Origin of the sequence: Janthinobacterium sp. CG3 (assembly GCF_000344615.1) — a bacterium.
Lineage (GTDB): Bacteria > Pseudomonadota > Gammaproteobacteria > Burkholderiales > Burkholderiaceae_D > Janthinobacterium.
The window spans coordinates 2023769-2040000 of record NZ_KB467824.1 but is presented as its reverse complement, the minus strand read 5'-3'; the positions used below and the strand labels follow the sequence as shown (position 1 = coordinate 2040000).

The following is a 16232-nucleotide window of genomic DNA, read 5'->3' as shown; positions in this document are numbered from 1 at the left end:
CATGGCGCCCCGCGCCGCGGCGCGGCGGCCGCCCGCGCGCCCCCTGCGCAGCCGGTAACGCGCTCTGGCACGGCGCTTGCTAAAGGATACCTATCGGATCAATGGCGATCCCCTGAACAACTAGTGCCGGCCCAACGATGGGTCGACAAGGACAACGGCGTCCGCCCAGCTTGGTTTTTACTCCAGGCGGGGCGGACGCTTTTTCGTTTTTTACGGGATAAAAAAATGGCCAGCAAAGCAAGCAGCATCAAGCTCTTCACCTTCAACACGGCGCCGATGCGCGCCTTCCACCTGACCTGGATGGCCTTCTTCGTCTGCTTCTTCGCCTGGTTCGCCTGCGCGCCACTGATGCCCATCATCAAAGGCGAGTTCGGCCTGAGCATCGGGCAAATCGCCAACATCAACATCGCCGCCGTCGCCATCACGATCCTGGTGCGGCTGGTGATCGGCCCGATGTGCGACCGTTTCGGTCCCCGCAAGGCCTACACCGGCTTGCTGCTGCTGGGCGCGGTGCCGGTGCTGGGCGTGGCCATGTCGCAGAGCTATGAGAGCTTCCTGATCTTCCGCCTGGGCATCGGCGCCGTCGGCGCCAGCTTCGTCATCACCCAATACCACACCTCGGTGATGTTCGCCTCCAACGTCGTCGGCACCGCCAACGCGGCCGCCGCCGGCTGGGGCAACGCCGGCGGCGGCGCGGCGCAGGCGCTGATGCCCCTGCTGATGGGCGCGCTCATCATGCTGGGCGTGTCCGAGACGCTGGGCTGGCGCGTCGCGCTGCTGGTGCCGGGCGTGCTGATGCTGGTCATGGCCGTGCTCTACTGGAAGTTCACCCAGGACTGCCCGGAAGGCAACTATAGCGACATGCGCGCCGCCGGCATCGCCGTCGACGGCGGCAAGAAGGGCGGCTGGGACAGCTTCAAGGCGGCCAGCGCCAACTACCGCGTCTGGCTGCTGTTCGTCACCTACGGCGCCTGCTTCGGCATCGAGATCTTCATCCACAACATCGCCGCCGTCTATTACGTCGACCATTTCGGCCTGTCGCTGAAGTCGGCCGGCCTGGCCGCCGGCAGCTTCGGCCTGCTGGCGCTGTTCGCCCGCGCCCTGGGCGGCTGGGTCTCCGACAAGATGGCCCTGCGCGGCAACCTGAACAGCCGCGTCACGCTGCTGTTCCTGATGATGATCGGCGAGGGCCTGGGCCTGCTGTGGTTCGCCAACGCCGACGGCGTCGCCTACGCCGTCGTCGCCATGCTGGTGTTCGGCCTGTTCACCCACATGGCCTGCGGCGCCACCTACGCGCTGGTGCCGTTCATCGACAGCAAGGCCCTGGGCGGCGTGGCCGGCATCATCGGCGCCGGCGGCAACGTCGGCGCGGTGGCCGCCGGCTTCCTGATGAAGGGCACCGGCGACATCCAGCAGACGCTGAGCATCCTCAGCGGCTTGGTCATCGTCTCGGCCCTGTGCGCGGTCGCCGCGCGCTTCTCCACCGCCAGCGAGCCGACCCTGGCCGCCGCTTAGTTCAGCTCAGTTCGTTTAGGAGAAACAACATGAAAATTATCGTCATCGGCCACGGCATGGTCGGCCACAAATTCCTCGAACGCCTGGCCGACAGCGGCGCGCCCCACCTGGAGGTAACGGTGCTGTGCGAAGAGCCGCGCCCGGCCTACGACCGCGTGCACCTGTCCGAATTCTTCGCCGGCAAATCGGCCGAGGACCTGTCGCTGGTGCCGCCCGGTTTCTTCGAGCGCGGCAACGTGCTGCTCAAACTCAACGCCAAGGCCGGCGCCATCGACCGCGGCGCCAAGACCGTCACCGTCAGCACCGGCGAAGTGCTGTCCTACGACAAACTGGTGATCGCCACCGGTTCGTATCCGTTCGTGCCGCCGCTGCCGGGCAAGGACCGCAAGGACTGCTTCGTCTACCGTACCATCGAAGACCTGGAGGCGATGCTCGAATGCGGCAACCGTTCCAAGACCGGCGTGGTCATCGGCGGCGGCCTGCTCGGCCTGGAATGCGCCAAGGCGCTGCGCGACATGAAGCTCGACACCCACGTCGTCGAATTCGCCCCGCGCCTGATGGCGGTGCAGGTTGACGAGGGCGGCGCGCGCGTGCTGCGGCGCAAAATCGAACAGCTCGGCGTCACCGTCCACACGCAAAAGAACACGCTGGAAATCGTCGACGGCGTCGACGGCACCCACCGCATGGTGTTCGCCGACGGCAGCCACCTCGACGCCGACATGATCGTCTTCTCGGCCGGCATCCGCCCGCGCGACGAACTGGCCCGCGCCAGCGGCCTGACGGTCGGTCCGCGCGGCGGCATCAGCATCGACGACAGCTGCCTGAGCTCGGACCCGGACGTCTACGCCATCGGCGAATGCGCGCTGTGGGGCGGACAGATCTTCGGCCTGGTCGCGCCCGGCTATGAAATGGCGCGCATCGCCGCGCGCCACCTGCTGGGCGAGCAGGGCGCCTTCACCGGCGCCGACATGAGCACCAAATTAAAGCTGATGGGCGTCGACGTGGCCAGCATGGGCGACTCGCACGCCACCACCGCCGGCAGCCGCTCCTACCAGTTCACCGACGAGCGCAAGCAGATCTATAAGAAAATCGTCGTCTCCGAGTGCGGCAAGTTCCTGCTCGGCGGCGTCATGGTCGGCGACGCCAGCGAGTACGGCACGCTGCTGCAGATGATGCTCAACCGCATCGAGCTGCCGGAATCGCCGGAATTCCTGATCCTGCCGCAGTCGGACGGCAAGGCCCGCCCGGGCCTGGGCGTGGACGCGCTGCCGGACGGCGCGCAGATCTGCTCGTGCAACGACGTCAGCAAGGGCGCGCTGTGCGCCGCCGTCGGCGACGGCGCCACCTCGATCGGCGCGCTGAAAAGCTGCACCAAGGCCGGTACCGCCTGCGGCGGTTGCGTGCCGCTGGTGACGCAGATCATGAAGGCCGAGATGAAAAAGCTCGGCCTGGACGTCAACAACCACGTCTGCGAGCATTTCGCCTATTCGCGCCAGGAGCTGTACCACCTGGTGCGCGTCGGCAAGATCACCACCTTCGCGGACTTGCTGGCGCAGCACGGCAAGGGCCTCGGTTGCGACGTCTGCAAACCGGTCGCAGCCAGCGTGCTGGCCTCGTGCTGGAACGACTTCGTGCTGAAGAGGGAGCACGCCAGCCTGCAGGACAGCAACGACTATTTCCTCGGCAACATCCAGAAGGACGGCAGCTACTCGGTGGTGCCGCGCATGGCCGGCGGCGAGGTCACGGCCGACGGCTTGATCGCGGTCGGCACGGTGGCCAAGAAATACGGCCTGTACACCAAGATCACCGGCGGCCAGCGGGTCGACCTGTTCGGCGCCCGCGTCGAGCAACTGCCGCTGATCTGGGAGGAACTGATCGCCGCCGGCTTCGAGTCCGGCCACGCCTACGGCAAGTCGCTGCGCACCGTCAAATCCTGCGTCGGCTCGACCTGGTGCCGCTACGGCGTGGCCGACAGCGTCGGCCTGGCGATCGAACTGGAAAACCGCTACAAGGGCTTGCGCACGCCGCACAAGATCAAGTTCGGCGTCTCCGGCTGCACCCGCGAGTGCGCCGAGGCGCAGGGCAAGGACATCGGCCTGATCGCCACCGAGAAGGGTTGGAACCTGTACGTGTGCGGCAACGGCGGCATGAAACCGCGCCACGCCGAACTGCTGGCGTCCGACCTCGACCGGGAAACCCTGGTGCGCTACATCGACCGCTTCCTGATGTTCTACGTGCGCACCGCCGACCGCCTGCAACGCACCAGCGTGTGGCGCGACAACCTGGAGGGCGGCCTCGACTACCTGAAGGAAGTCGTCATCGGCGACAAGCTGAACCTCGCCGCCGAGCTGGAAGCGGACATGCAGCACGTCGTCGACACCTACGCCTGCGAGTGGAAGGCCGCCGTCGACGATCCGGAAACGCGCAAACGCTTCCGCCAGTTCGTCAACAGCGACCTGGCCGATCCGAACGTGGTGTTCGTCGAAGAGCGCGGGCAGATCCGTCCGGCCACGCTGGAAGAGCGCAAGCGCGTGACGATCCCCATCGTCGCCGCCACGGCATGATTCTTGCATCGTAAAACCTGGGATTTCGGCGAGCAGCAAACAAATTAGTTATATATGAAACTGGAGAACACCATGCACCGCGACCTTCAAACCGACAACTGGGTATCCGTCTGCGCACTGGCCGACATCGTGCCGAACACCGGCGTGTGCGCGCTGCTCAACGGCGAGCAAGTAGCCGTGTTCCACGTCAACGACGGCAGCGAGCGGGTCTTCGCCATCGCCAACGTCGACCCGAACAGCGGCGCCGCGGTGCTCTCGCGCGGCCTGGTCGGCAACCTGGGCCAGCGCCTGGTGGTCGCCTCGCCGATCTACAAGCAGCATTTCGACTTGCAGACCGGCGAATGCCTGGAGGCGCCGGAACACTCGGTGGCCACCTGGCCGGCCCGCATCGAGGGCGGCAGGGTCTGGGTAGGCGCATGAACGCGCGCGCCGCGAAACCGTCGCTGGTGGTGATCGGCAACGGCATGGCCGGCATGCGCACGGTCGAGGAGCTGCAAAAGCTGGCGCCGGAGTTGTACAACATCACCGTTTTCGGCGCCGAGCCGCACGGCAACTACAACCGCATCCTGCTGTCGCCGCTGCTGGCGGGCGAGAAGAGCGTCGCCGACATCATGCTCAACACGCCCGAATGGTATGTGGCCAACGGCATCACGCTGCACGCCGGCGACCCGGTCGAGCACATCGACCGGCGCCGGCGCATCGTGCGCGCGCGCTCCGGCCTTCAGGTCCATTACGACCGCCTGCTGCTGGCGACCGGCTCGAAGCCCTTCATCATTCCGGTGCCGGGCCACCAACTGCCCGGCGTGATCGCCTTCCGCGACATCCAGGACGTCGAAACCATGCTCGAGGCGGCGCGCAACCACCGCCACGCCGTCGTCATCGGCGGCGGCCTGCTCGGGCTGGAAGCGGCCAACGGCCTACTGCGCCAGGGCATGGACGTCACCGTGGTGCACGTCACCGACGCGCTGATGAACCAGCAGCTCGACAAGCCGGCCTCGCTGATGCTGAAAAACGCGCTGGAACGCAAGGGCCTGCGCTTCATGCTCGACGCCCACACCGCCGACATCGTCGGCCCGGAGCGCGTCACGGCGGTGCGCTTCAAGGACGGCACGGAGATTCCCGCCGACCTGGTGGTGATGGCCGCCGGCGTGCGTCCCAACATCGAGCTGGCCAAGCAGTCCGGCCTGCACTGCGAGCGCGCCATCGTGGTCGACGACACGCTGCAAACCTACGACCCGCGCATCTATTCGGTGGGCGAGTGCGTGCAGCACCGCAGCGCCACCTTCGGCCTGGTGGCGCCGATCTGGGACCAGGCGCGCGTCTGCGGCGCCCACCTGGCCGGCGCCGGCCACCGCCGCTACGTGCAGCAGGCCACGCCCACCAAATTGAAGGTAACCGGCGTAGACTTGTACTCGGTGGGCGACTTCATCGGCGGCCCCGACAGCGAAGACCTGGTGTTGCGCGATCCGCGCCGCGGCGTCTACAAGCGCCTGGTATTGAAGGGCAACCAGGTGGCCGGCGCGGTGCTGTACGGCGACGTGCAGGACGGCCCGTGGTACTTCGACCTGATCCAGAACCGCACCGATATTTCCGCCATGCGCAACCATTTATTGTTCGGCAAGTCGCTCTGCGGCTTGGCGGCCTGACCAGGAAGTTATCGTGAACCTGAATGTCCATCCCCTTCCTTCCAGCGCCCTCGCGGTGCGCACCACCTGTCCGTATTGCGGCGTCGGCTGCGGCGTCCAGGCGACCCCGCTGCCGGACGGCAGCATCGCCATCGCCGGCGACAGCGGCCACGGCGCCAACGCCGGCCGGCTGTGCGTGAAGGGCTCGGCGCTGGGCGAGACGCTGGGCCTGGACGGGCGCCTGCTGCACCCGCAACTGCGCGACGCCGGCGGCGCCTTGCGCCGCGCCAGCTGGGACGAGGCGCTCGACCAGGTCGCCGACGGCTGGCGCGCCATCGTCGCCGAGCACGGCCCCGAGTCGGTCGCGCTGTACGTCTCGGGCCAGTTGCTGACCGAGGACTATTACATCGCCAACAAGCTGATGAAGGGTTACATCGGCAGCGCCAACATCGACACCAATTCGCGCCTGTGCATGTCGTCGGCGGTGGCCGGCCACAAGCGCGCCTTCGGCGAAGACCTGGTGCCGGGCTGCTACGAGGACCTGGAACAGGCCGACATGGTGGTGCTGGTCGGCTCCAACACCGCCTGGTGCCACCCGATCCTGTTCCAGCGCATCGCCCGCGCCAAGGAGGCCCGCCCCGAGATGAAACTGGTGGTGATCGACCCGCGCCGCACCGCCACCTGCGAGCAGGCCGACCTGCACCTGCCGGTGAAATCGGGTACCGACGTCTGGCTGTTCAACGGCCTGCTGTGCTACCTGGCGCTGCACGGCGCCGTCGACGCCGCCTTCGTCACGGCGCACACAAACGGCCTGGACGCGGCCCTGGCCGCCGCCCACGTCGACTGCGCCGACCCGCTGGCGGTCGCCAAAATCTGCCGCGTCGACCCGAAGGACCTGCTGGCGTTCTACGCCGCCTTCGCCGCCACCGACAAGGTCGTCACCGCCTTTTCGCAGGGCGTCAACCAGTCCTCGGCCGGCACCGACAAGGTCAACAGCATCATCAACTGCCACCTGGCGACGGGGCGCATCGGCCGTGCCGGCATGGGGCCGTTCTCGCTGACCGGCCAGCCCAACGCCATGGGCGGGCGCGAAGTGGGCGGCCTGGCCAATATGCTGGCCGCGCACATGGACCTGGACAACCCGCTCCACCGCGACACCGTGCAAACCTTCTGGGGCTCGCCGCGCATCGCCGCCACACCGGGGCTGAAGGCGGTCGACCTGTTCCAGGCCATCGAAGCGGGCAGCGTCAAGGCGGTGTGGATCATCGCCACCAACCCGATCGTCAGCATGCCCGACGCCAACCAGGTCCAGCGCGCGCTGGAGAAGTGCCAACTGGTGGTGGTTACCGACATCGTCGAAAAAACCGACACCAACGCCTTCGCCCATGTGCTGCTGCCGGCGCTGGGCTGGGGCGAAAAGGACGGCACCGTCACCAATTCCGAGCGCCGCATCTCGCGCCAGCGCGGCTTCCTGGCGGCGCCGGGCGAGGCGCGGCCGGATTGGCAGATCCTGTGCCAGGTGGCGCAGCGCATGGGCTTTGCCGGCTTCGACTTCGGCGCCGTGCACGAGGTCTTCGACGAACACGCGCGCCTGAGCGGCTACCGCAACGGCGCCGACGGCGAGGGCGGGGGCGCCACCCGGCGCGCCTTCAACATCGCCGCGCTGGCCGGCATGGACCGGCGCCAGTTCGACCAGCTCGAACCGGTGCAGTGGCCGGTCACCCGGCTGGCCTCGGGCGAACTGGCGGGGCAACAGCGCCTGCTGGGCGAGCACCAGTATTCCCACCCCGACGGGCGCGCCCGCTTCGTCGCCACGGCGCCGCGCGCGCCGGCGCACCGGCCCGACGCCGAGTACCCGCTGATCCTCAACACCGGCCGCGTGCGCGACCAGTGGCACACCATGACGCGCACCGGCAAATCGGCCAAGCTGGCCGACCACGTGGCCGAATCCTTCGTCGACATCCACCCGCAGGACGCCTTGTTGTACGGCGTGCGCGAGGGCGAGCTGGCGCGCGTGTCGACCCGGTGGGGGGCGATGGTGGCGCGGGTGCGGCACGGCGGCGGCATCGCCCGCGGCGGCGTGTTCGTGCCGATCCACTGGAGCGGCCAGACCGCCTCCGACGCGCGCGTCGGCGCGCTGGTCAACCCGGTGGTCGACCCGGTCTCGGGCGAGCCGGAATTCAAGCACACGCCGGTGCGGGTCGAGCAGTTCCGCGTCTCCTGGCACGGCTTCATTCTGAGCCGCGGCGAGCTGGCGCTCGACGGCGTGGCGCACTGGACCCGCATCCAGGGCCGCTCCTTCGCGCGCTACGAACTGGCCGGGCGCAACGCCATCGCCGACTACAGCGCCTGGGCGCGGCAACTGCTGGCGGTCGACGACGAACAGGCCGACTGGCTCGAATACGAGGACCGCAGCGCCGGCGTGTACCGCGCGGTGCACCTGGTGGACGGGCGCATCGACCAGTGCGTGTTCCTGTCGCCGCGGCCGGACCTGCCGTCGCGGGCCTGGCTGGCGGGCCTGTTCGGCCACGAGCAGCTGTCCGAGGTCGACCGCGTCGGCCTGCTGGTCGGCCAGCCGATCGAGAAGGGCGCCGATACCGGGCCGACGGTGTGCTCGTGCTTCGGCGTCGGGCGCAACACCATTTGCGACGCCATCCGCGGCCAGAACCTGACCAGCGTGGCGGCGGTGACGGCCTGCGTGAAGGCGGGCGGCAATTGCGGTTCCTGCGTGCCGGAGATTAAGAAATTATTGGTCGAGACGCGCGTCGAGGAGACGGCATAGAAGGCGGCGCGCCCGCCCGGGCGCGCCGCCGCGGTGGCGTCGCTTAGCGCGCCGCCAGTTTCTTGTTGGCTACGTTGGCAACGGGCGCCTTGTCAGGCTCCGGTCCGTTGGTGCCGGGGATGATGTATTCCCGCCAGGTGTATTGCTTGGTGGTGTTGACGGAAAAACCGGCCTGGCCGTTGGCGTCCGAAAAATTGATCGAAAACGCGGTGCCGGTGGCCGAGCTTGGACCCGGGCTGCTGCGGTTGCTCAGGTTGTATTTGTAGTCGTTGGCAAGGAACAGGTTGATGGTCTTGCCAGTGTACAAGCTTTGGATGTTGTTTTTGATATACATGCCGGCGTCGAAGCCTCCGATCATGTGTTTGCCCGGCTCGATCGCGCTCGTAAAGCCGAGGAAGGCGTTTTGCGGCGCCACCGTCAACACCTGGCCGGAGACGCTGTTCATCTGTTGCAGGATGGCGTTGCCAATGAGGCTGCTGGCCTTGCGGTCGATGAAGTCGCCGATAAACGGAATCCAGCTGTAGCTGCTGTCGCACGAGGTGCTTTGCGTCGGCGTGAAATCGACGCTGGTGCCCGCCACCGCGCCGGTAAAGGGGTTGAACTGGGACGCCAGCGACAGCGAATTCATGTAAACCTGCGAGTTGCACGTCACCGTGCCGAGCCAGTTCGACTTGCGCGCGGTGATGCCGACGGAATAGGTCAGCCCGTTCAGTCGCATGCTCAGATTGCCGTCGGGCAGGCCCGATACCGAGACGTTGATGTCGCCGCTCATGCCGCCGGGCGTGGTGATGCTGGCGTTCTGGCCCGACTGGGCCAGCGCCTCGGCCACGCCGGCGGTGATTTTCGAGCGGATCGACCAGTAGAAGTTCGACGCGCCGCCGAGCAACTGCGCCATCGGCGCCGAGGTGTTGGCCATATCCGAGGCGGCCAGCGTTGAGAAATTGCCGTTGAAGCTGGCCTGGGCGGTATGCGTACCGCCGACGACGACCGGCGCGTACATGGTGACGTCGTAGAGCGGCCTGGCCGAGGCGGCGCCCGAGACCAGCAGCGCGCCGATGATCCCGAGTGTCATTTTATTCAATCTCATATGATGGTTCCCCGTAAAGTCATTAAAATTAAGTACGAAAAAGCATCATTGCTAGTATTCATTTGAATGTCAAGTTAACAATATTTTGTGAATAATATTTCCTTTTAGAGAACGCTGGCGCCTTCCGCGCCACTGTCGCTTGCCGCGATGCGCGACGCACCCGCGCGTCGACGATCTGATGCCGCCGGGCCGCCGACGACGCCGAACATTGCGCGCCGTCATGGACAAATAAAAACATGTGTTGCTTTGTGGAATTTGTGAATATTGGTGACTTTTGTCGCCGAAAATATGGCGCAAAATGGTGTCAGTTTAATTCCGAGGAGAAATTAACTCCCGGTGGGGACTGGAATGTTGGGCTTGTTTGGCAACTTGTTCGCACGTTGATGCGGTGTCGGCCGGTGCGTATTCCCCGCCTACATAACTTCTTTCTGGTGCGTATTCATTATTAGCGTAGGCGGGATGGCTATCAAGGTATATGCGCCATGCACGGAACCGAACGATCTTTGTAATTGGGGGAGTCAATGAATATCGCACACATGAAAGTTGCCACGCGCCTGGGCATCGGGTTCGCTCTGGTGGCCACGTTGCTGGCCATTGTTACCGGGCTGGGCATTAATCGGATGGCCGGCATGCGCGACCGCATGGACGAAATCATCAAGGTCAACAACGTTGAAACCCGGCTGGCGTCGGCAATGGATTTGACCATCACCGAGCGCGCGCTGGCGCTGCGCAACCTGATCCTGCTGAGCGAACCGGCCGAGATCCAGATCGAGGTCGCGCGCATCGCCACGCAGGCCAAGAAATACGACGACGCCCAGGGCAAGCTGGGACAGATGTTCGCCACGCTGGCCACTACCACGGAGCAGGAGCAGGCGCTGCTCGAGAAGATCCGGCAGCAGTCGGCGCTGGCCGCGCCGTTCATCGCCAAGGCCACCGAGTTGGGGCTGGCCAAGCAGGGCGACGCGGCCTACAAGCTGCTGCGCTTCGAGTTCCGCCCGGTGCAAAAGAAATGGTGGGAATTGCTGCGCGAGCTCAGCGCGATCGAGGAGAAACAGAGCGAGCAGGCCGCCGCCGCCGCCGAGGCGGCCTATGCCGGCGCGCGTTCGATGATGCTCGGCTTCGGCGCGCTGGCGCTGCTGGTGAGTATCGCCGCGGCCTGGATGATAACCCGCGGCCTGGTCAGGCAACTCGGCGGCGAACCGGACTACGCCGCCGAGGTGGCCGGCAAGATCGCCGCCGGCGACCTGACGGTGGCGATCCGCACCCGGCCCGGCGACGTTACCAGCCTGATGTACGCGATGAAGGCGATGCGCGACAGCCTGTCGCACATCGTCGGCCAGGTGCACGCCAGCAGCTCGACCATCGCCACCGCCTCGCAGCAGATCGCTTCCGGCAACCTCGACCTGTCCTCGCGCACCGAGCAGCAGGCCAGTTCGCTGGAGGAGACCGCTTCCTCGCTCGAGGAGCTGACCTCGACCGTCAAGCAGAACGCCGACAACGCCCGCCAGGCCAACGGCTTGGCGATGTCGGCCTCGGAGGTCGCCGTCAAGGGCGGCGCGGTGGTGGCCCGGGTGGTCGACACGATGGGCGCGATCAACTCCTCGTCGGTGAAGATCGTCGACATCATCGGCGTCATCGACGGCATCGCCTTCCAGACCAACATCCTGGCGCTGAACGCCGCCGTCGAGGCGGCCCGCGCCGGCGAGCAGGGCCGCGGCTTCGCCGTCGTCGCCAGCGAAGTGCGCAACCTGGCGCAGCGCTCGGCGGCGGCGGCCAAGGAAATCAAGATCCTCATCGACGATTCGGTGCAGCAGGTCGATTCCGGCGCCAAGCTGGTCGACCAGGCCGGCCACACGATGGACGAGATCGTCGCCAGCGTCAAACGCGTCACGGATATCATGAGCGAGATCAGTTGCGCCAGCCTGGAGCAGACCTCCGGCATCGAGCAGATCAACCAGGCGGTGATCCAAATGGACAACGTGACGCAGCAAAACGCCGCGCTGGTGGAGCAGGCCGCCGCCGCCGCCGCCACGCTGCAGGACCAGACCGCCGACCTGGCCCAGGTGGTCAGCGTGTTCCGCCTGGACGCCGACTACGCCGGCGCGCGCCCCGCCCCGGCGCCGCGCGGGAGCGCGCCGGTGGCGCTGCGCCAGGGCGCGGCGAAGGCGCTGCGGGCGCGCCCGCCGCAGGCCCGTCCGGCCGCCGCGGCGAAGCAGCAGCGCAAGGTGGCCAACGCCGGCGCGGCCTCGGACGGCGAGTGGGAACAGTTTTAAAGCGGGCGGCGGCGCCGTCGGCGCCGGCCGCGTGGGTGTAGCTCCCTGGCACGAGGAGAAAGCATGACTACCGATGTATTGAACGATATCGCCGAGCTTGTCGGCGACGCGCCGCGCGCAGCCGGCCTGCAGCCCTACGCCGGCAAGGTCTCGCCGTTGAACACCTTTTGGCACCCGGGCAAGGTCTCGGCGGAGCGGCGCAGCGCCCATTTCGGCCACGCCCCGGCGACCGTCTGGCTGACCGGCCTGAGCGGCGCCGGCAAGTCGACCATCGCCTACGAGCTCGAAAAGATGCTGCACGACGAGGGCCGCTCCAGCTATGTGCTCGACGGCGACAACCTGCGCCACCACCTGAACCGCGATTTGGGGTTTTCGCCGGCCGACCGCAAGGAGAACATCCGCCGCACCGCCGAAGTGGCGAAGATGATGAACGAGGCCGGCCTGATGGTCATCGCCGCCTTCATTTCGCCGTACCGCGAGGACCGCGCGATGGCCGCCGCCATCATCGGCGAGCACGAATTCATCGAAGTCTACGTCAGCACCCCGACCGCGGTGTGCGAGGGGCGCGACCCGAAGGGCCTGTACGCCAAGGCCAGGGCCGGCGAAATCCCGTGCTTCACCGGCATTTCGTCGCCGTACGAGGTGCCGTTGACGCCGGCGCTGGTGCTGGACGGCGGCGAGCTGTCGCTGGCCGACGCCACGCGCGCGCTGTACCACCACCTGGCGCTGCGCTTCCGGACCAAAAAATGAGCGCGCCGCCTTCCGCGGCGGCGCCCGCGCGCGCCTACGACGTCTTCAACGGCGACGCCGACGGCATCTGCGCGCTGCACCAGCTGCGCCTGGCCCATCCGAAGGCGGCGCAACTGGTCACCGGCGTCAAGCGCGACGTCGAGCTGCTGCGCCGCCTGCCCGAGCAGGCCGCGCTCGACGTCACCGTGCTCGACGTCTCGCTCGACTGCAACCTGGCGCCGCTGCGCCGCATCCTCGACGGCGGCGGCCACGTCGCCTATTTCGACCACCACAGCGCGCGCCAGGCGTTCGCCCACCCCGACCTGGAATGGCACTGGGACGACGCGCCGCAGGCCTGCACCGGCATCCTGGTGGACCGCCACCTGGGCGGGCGCTTCCGCGCCTGGGCGGCGGTGGCCGCCTTCGGCGACAACCTGGCCGGGGCCGGCCGCGCGCTGGCGGCGGCGGCCGGCGTCGGCGCGGCCGACGCGCTGGCGCTCGAACGACTCGGCCTGGCGCTGAACTACAACGCCTACGGCGAACGGGTCGAGGACCTGCACATCGCGCCGGACCGGCTGTACCTGGCGCTGCACGGCTGCGACCACCCGCTCGAATTCATCGGGCAGTCGCCGCACTACCGCGCGCTGCGCGCCGGCTACGACGCCGACCTGGCGCAGATGGGCGGCCTGCGCCCGCATTGGCGCGCGGCCTGCGGCGCCGCCTATGTGCTGCCGAACCGGCCTTGGGCGCGGCGCATCTCCGGCGTATTCGCCAACAGCCTGGCGGCGGCGCAGCCGGCGCATAGTTTCGCGGTGCTGAGCGAAAACGCCGACGGCAGCTACGTCGTCAGCGTGCGTTCCGGCGCGCCCGGCGCGCTGGCCGCCTGCGGCCTGTGCGAACGCTTCGCCGGCGGCGGCGGACGGCGCGCGGCGGCCGGCATCAACCGCCTGCCGGCGGCCGAACTGGAGCATTTTATCGGCTGCTTCGCCGCTTACTTCGGCGCCGGCGCCAACCCGGACGCCGGCGGCGGGGTCCATGCACGCCAGGGTTAAGCGGCCCGAGCCGGCCGCCGCCGCGGCCGCGCCGCCCGAACCGCTGGCGCCGGCCGCGGCCGCGCCGGTCACGCTGGCGGCCTTGTGCCGGATCTTCCTGCTGGTCGGTTGCACCAGTTTCGGCGGTTTCATGGTGATGATCGGCGTGACCCAGAACGCGGTGGTGGAGCGGCGCAAGCTGCTCACGGCGGCCGAGGTGCTCGACGGCCTGACGCTGGCCTCGGTGCTGCCGGGGCCGATGGCGATCAACCTGGTGGCCTACATCGGCTACCGCCTGCGCGGCGCCGCCGGCGCCGCCGTCTGCGTGCTCGCGGCGGTGGCGCCGGCCTTCCTGTTCATGCTGGCGTTCAGTGCCGTCTACTTCCGCTGGGGCCACGTGGCGGCGCTGGGCCAGGTCTTCATGGGCGTGGTGCCAGCTGTGGCGGCGATCATCCTGGCGGCGGGCTGGCGCATGTGCCGCGCCAGCGTCAGCGACTGGCGCGAGGCGGCGCTGGCGCTGGCCGCGCTGGCGCTGGCGCTGCTGCTGCCCGGCCTGCGCAGCACCTTCCTGATGCTGTTCGTCGCGGCGCTGGTTGGCTGGCGCTGCTTTGGCAGCGACGCGGCGCCAGTGCGCCGGCGCGCCGCCGGCGCCGCCAAGGCCGTCGCCAGGGCCGGCGCCGCGCCGGCGCCGCGCCGCGCGCTGCTGCTGCTGGCGGCGCTGCCGCTGCTCGGCTTCGCCCCCGGCGTGCTGCTGAAACTGCTGGCCGCCTTCGCCGGCATGAGCCTGCTGATGTTCGGCGGCGGCTACGTCTTCATCCCGATGCTGCAGCAAACCGTGGTCGACGGCTATGGCTGGGTTAGCCGGCGGGAGCTGGTCGACGCGCTGGCGATGGGCCAACTGACGCCCGGCCCGGTGGCCATCAGCGCCGCCTTCATCGGCTACAAGGTGGCCGGGGTGGCCGGCGCCGCCGCCGCCGCCATCGGCGTGTTCGCCCCGGCGGCGCTGCTGACGGTGGCCTGCGCCCGCCTGCTGGAACGGCTGCGCGACTCGGCCAACGTCAAGGCCGCGCTGCGCGGCGTGCGCGCGGCGGTGCTGGGCATGGTGTGCGCCGCCGCCGTGGTGGTCGGCAAGGCCGCCGCGCCGCAGTGGGTGTCGCTGGCGCTGTTCGCGCTGACGTTTGGCCTGCTGCTGCGCTACAAGCTTGAGGCGGTATGGATCGTACCGGCCGCCGGATTGATTGGATATGTGGTGTTTTGATTCATCGTTTAACCGTTTTACGACCAGGAGCAATGGCATGAACACGAGCACAACCACCGCTGCAGAGGGCGTCCAGCCCGCCCGTCCCCGTCCGGTGCTGATGATACCGCTGCGCCGCTGCGGCAGCCACGCGCTGCGGCTGCGGCTGAATTTCAATCCGCAGTTTTACTCGCCGTACCCGCTGCACATCGTCGACTTCATGCCGATGCTGCCGCTGTACGGCGACCTGGCCGACGACCGCGCCTACTTCCGCCTGGTGGTCGACGTGGTCGGCCTGCAGGCGGCCAGCATGGTCAAGTGGGCCGACATGGTGTTCGATCCGGTCGAGATCTTCGAGTCGATCTGCCGCCAACCGCGCAGCGTGCACCGGGTGGTCTGGGAACTGCTGCTGCGCGCCGGCGAGCAGCGCCGCGCCGGCGTGGTGATGGACAAGTCGCTCGACAGCGTGCACTACGCCGCCGAACTGATGGCGCTGTTCCCCGACATGCTGTTCCTGAACGTGGTGCGCGACCCGCGCGCGCAGGTGGCCTCGATGAACCGCGCCATCATCCACGATTTCGACACCACCTTGAACGCCAAGGCCTGGGTCGAGGCGCACCGGGTCGCCGCCGAACTGGTGGCGCGCTACCCGGAGCGCGTGCTGACCATCCGCTACGAGGACTTCCTCGGCGAGCAGGAAGCGACGCTGCGCCGCGTCTGCGGCTTTTTCGGCATCGACTTCCTGCCCGAAATGCTCGACGTGGCGGCCTCGCCGGAGGCGCGCCAGATCGCCCAGCTGTCGGCGCTGTGGGCCTCGAACTGCTTCGCGCCGATCGTCGCCAACGTCGACAAGTTCAAGAAGCAGCTCAGCTTGGACGAAATCGAAATCATTGAAACTCTGGCGCGCGACTATATGGCGCAATATGGCTACGAGTTGATGACGCCGGCGCGGGCGGCGCTGGGCGAGGCCGCGCTGGCGGCGGCGCGCACCCGCTCGGACGCCGGCAGGCAGCGCGCCTGGCGCGAACTGGAGCAAAACAACTTCCGCGACTACATCCTGCGCCGCTACCGCGCCGACTACCTGGCCAAGGTCAGGAGCAGGATGGAGCAGATCCTGGTCGCCGCGTCGGCGCCGGCCGAGCCGCAGCCGGCCTGAGCGCGTCTAGAGGAGGTGTCGCCCGGCGCAAGTGCCGCCGGACTCTACCCGGAATCTTCCCGAAACTGCGCGCGAACATATCACAACATGCTAGCACGCCTCCCCGCGCCGCGTGTTGCGCCTGGCTGACAGGTGTGTATTTGGCGCGGACGTGATAGCCTGTTTCACATGAACACTGTCTTGCCCGAAGGAACGTTCTCAACAGTGGCCCGAGGGCCGCGATGGGTATGTTT

Annotated in this window: 11 protein-coding genes; 10 read left to right on the top strand and 1 reads right to left on the bottom strand. The window is 67.9% G+C overall.

All coding sequences use genetic code 11. From position 1 onward, the window contains the following. The first annotated feature begins 225 nt into the window (after positions 1–225). The 5 genes from JANGC3_RS0108805 to JANGC3_RS0108785 all read left to right on the top strand — a co-directional run bounded on the left by JANGC3_RS0108805 (position 226) and on the right by JANGC3_RS0108785 (position 8486). The gene (locus JANGC3_RS0108805; protein ID WP_017876121.1) at positions 226–1515 is read left to right on the top strand and encodes an MFS transporter; all 1290 of its coding nucleotides are present in this window, start codon (positions 226–228) and stop codon (positions 1513–1515) included. A 29-nt stretch (positions 1516–1544) separates the two neighbouring features. After that, a complete protein-coding gene (nirB, locus tag JANGC3_RS0108800) occupies positions 1545–4079 on the top strand; it encodes a nitrite reductase large subunit NirB (RefSeq protein ID WP_017876120.1) in 2535 nt (844 codons plus the stop codon). A 72-nt stretch (positions 4080–4151) separates the two neighbouring features. Beyond that, positions 4152–4499, top strand: a complete 348-nt coding sequence (nirD, locus tag JANGC3_RS0108795) for a nitrite reductase small subunit NirD (protein WP_026132746.1) — start codon at positions 4152–4154, stop codon at positions 4497–4499. Further along, positions 4496–5725, top strand: a complete 1230-nt coding sequence (locus JANGC3_RS28890) for an NAD(P)/FAD-dependent oxidoreductase (protein WP_017876118.1) — start codon at positions 4496–4498, stop codon at positions 5723–5725. Before nirD ends, JANGC3_RS28890 begins: the two co-directional genes overlap by 4 nt. Before the next feature lie 13 nt (positions 5726–5738). Continuing rightward, a complete protein-coding gene (locus JANGC3_RS0108785) occupies positions 5739–8486 on the top strand; it encodes a nitrate reductase (protein WP_026132745.1) in 2748 nt (915 codons plus the stop codon). Positions 8487–8529: 43 nt separating this feature from the next. Here JANGC3_RS0108785 and JANGC3_RS0108780 read toward each other — a convergent pair whose 3' ends face one another. After that, complete coding sequence (locus tag JANGC3_RS0108780) at positions 8530–9558, bottom strand: hypothetical protein (RefSeq protein ID WP_157406535.1); 1029 nt, start codon at positions 9556–9558, stop codon at positions 8530–8532. A gap of 536 nt (positions 9559–10094) precedes the next feature. Between JANGC3_RS0108780 and JANGC3_RS0108775 the strand changes: the two genes are divergently transcribed. The 5 genes from JANGC3_RS0108775 (at position 10095) to JANGC3_RS28885 (ending at position 15999) form a co-directional block, all read left to right on the top strand. Then, complete coding sequence (locus JANGC3_RS0108775) at positions 10095–11846, top strand: methyl-accepting chemotaxis protein (protein ID WP_051068258.1); 1752 nt, start codon at positions 10095–10097, stop codon at positions 11844–11846. A 63-nt stretch (positions 11847–11909) separates the two neighbouring features. Next, the gene (gene cysC / locus JANGC3_RS0108770) at positions 11910–12596 is read left to right on the top strand and encodes an adenylyl-sulfate kinase (protein WP_085945292.1); all 687 of its coding nucleotides are present in this window, start codon (positions 11910–11912) and stop codon (positions 12594–12596) included. Beyond that, positions 12593–13627, top strand: coding sequence for a hypothetical protein (locus tag JANGC3_RS0108765; protein ID WP_017876113.1), 1035 nt, complete (start codon positions 12593–12595; stop codon positions 13625–13627). The genes cysC and JANGC3_RS0108765 overlap by 4 nt, the downstream gene beginning before the upstream one ends. Then, complete coding sequence (gene chrA, locus JANGC3_RS0108760) at positions 13611–14864, top strand: chromate efflux transporter (RefSeq protein ID WP_017876112.1); 1254 nt, start codon at positions 13611–13613, stop codon at positions 14862–14864. The genes JANGC3_RS0108765 and chrA overlap by 17 nt, the downstream gene beginning before the upstream one ends. Positions 14865–14901: 37 nt before the next feature. After that, positions 14902–15999, top strand: a complete 1098-nt coding sequence (locus JANGC3_RS28885) for a sulfotransferase family protein (protein ID WP_051068256.1) — start codon at positions 14902–14904, stop codon at positions 15997–15999. Positions 16000–16232 lie beyond the last annotated feature (233 nt).

Excerpts from the sequence above, each read along its gene's own strand:
- JANGC3_RS0108805 (WP_017876121.1), top strand. The coding sequence starts at position 226 with ATGGCCAGCAAAGCAAGCAGCATCAAGCTCTTCACCTTCAACACGGCG.
- nirB (WP_017876120.1), top strand. The coding sequence starts at position 1,545 with ATGAAAATTATCGTCATCGGCCACGGCATGGTCGGCCACAAATTCCTC.
- nirD (WP_026132746.1), top strand. The coding sequence starts at position 4,152 with ATGCACCGCGACCTTCAAACCGACAACTGGGTATCCGTCTGCGCACTG.
- JANGC3_RS28890 (WP_017876118.1), top strand. The coding sequence starts at position 4,496 with ATGAACGCGCGCGCCGCGAAACCGTCGCTGGTGGTGATCGGCAACGGC.
- JANGC3_RS0108780 (WP_157406535.1), bottom strand. The coding sequence starts at position 9,558 with ATGACACTCGGGATCATCGGCGCGCTGCTGGTCTCGGGCGCCGCCTCG.
- JANGC3_RS0108775 (WP_051068258.1), top strand. The coding sequence starts at position 10,095 with ATGAATATCGCACACATGAAAGTTGCCACGCGCCTGGGCATCGGGTTC.
- cysC (WP_085945292.1), top strand. The coding sequence starts at position 11,910 with ATGACTACCGATGTATTGAACGATATCGCCGAGCTTGTCGGCGACGCG.
- JANGC3_RS0108765 (WP_017876113.1), top strand. The coding sequence starts at position 12,593 with ATGAGCGCGCCGCCTTCCGCGGCGGCGCCCGCGCGCGCCTACGACGTC.
- chrA (WP_017876112.1), top strand. The coding sequence starts at position 13,611 with ATGCACGCCAGGGTTAAGCGGCCCGAGCCGGCCGCCGCCGCGGCCGCG.
- JANGC3_RS28885 (WP_051068256.1), top strand. The coding sequence starts at position 14,902 with ATGAACACGAGCACAACCACCGCTGCAGAGGGCGTCCAGCCCGCCCGT.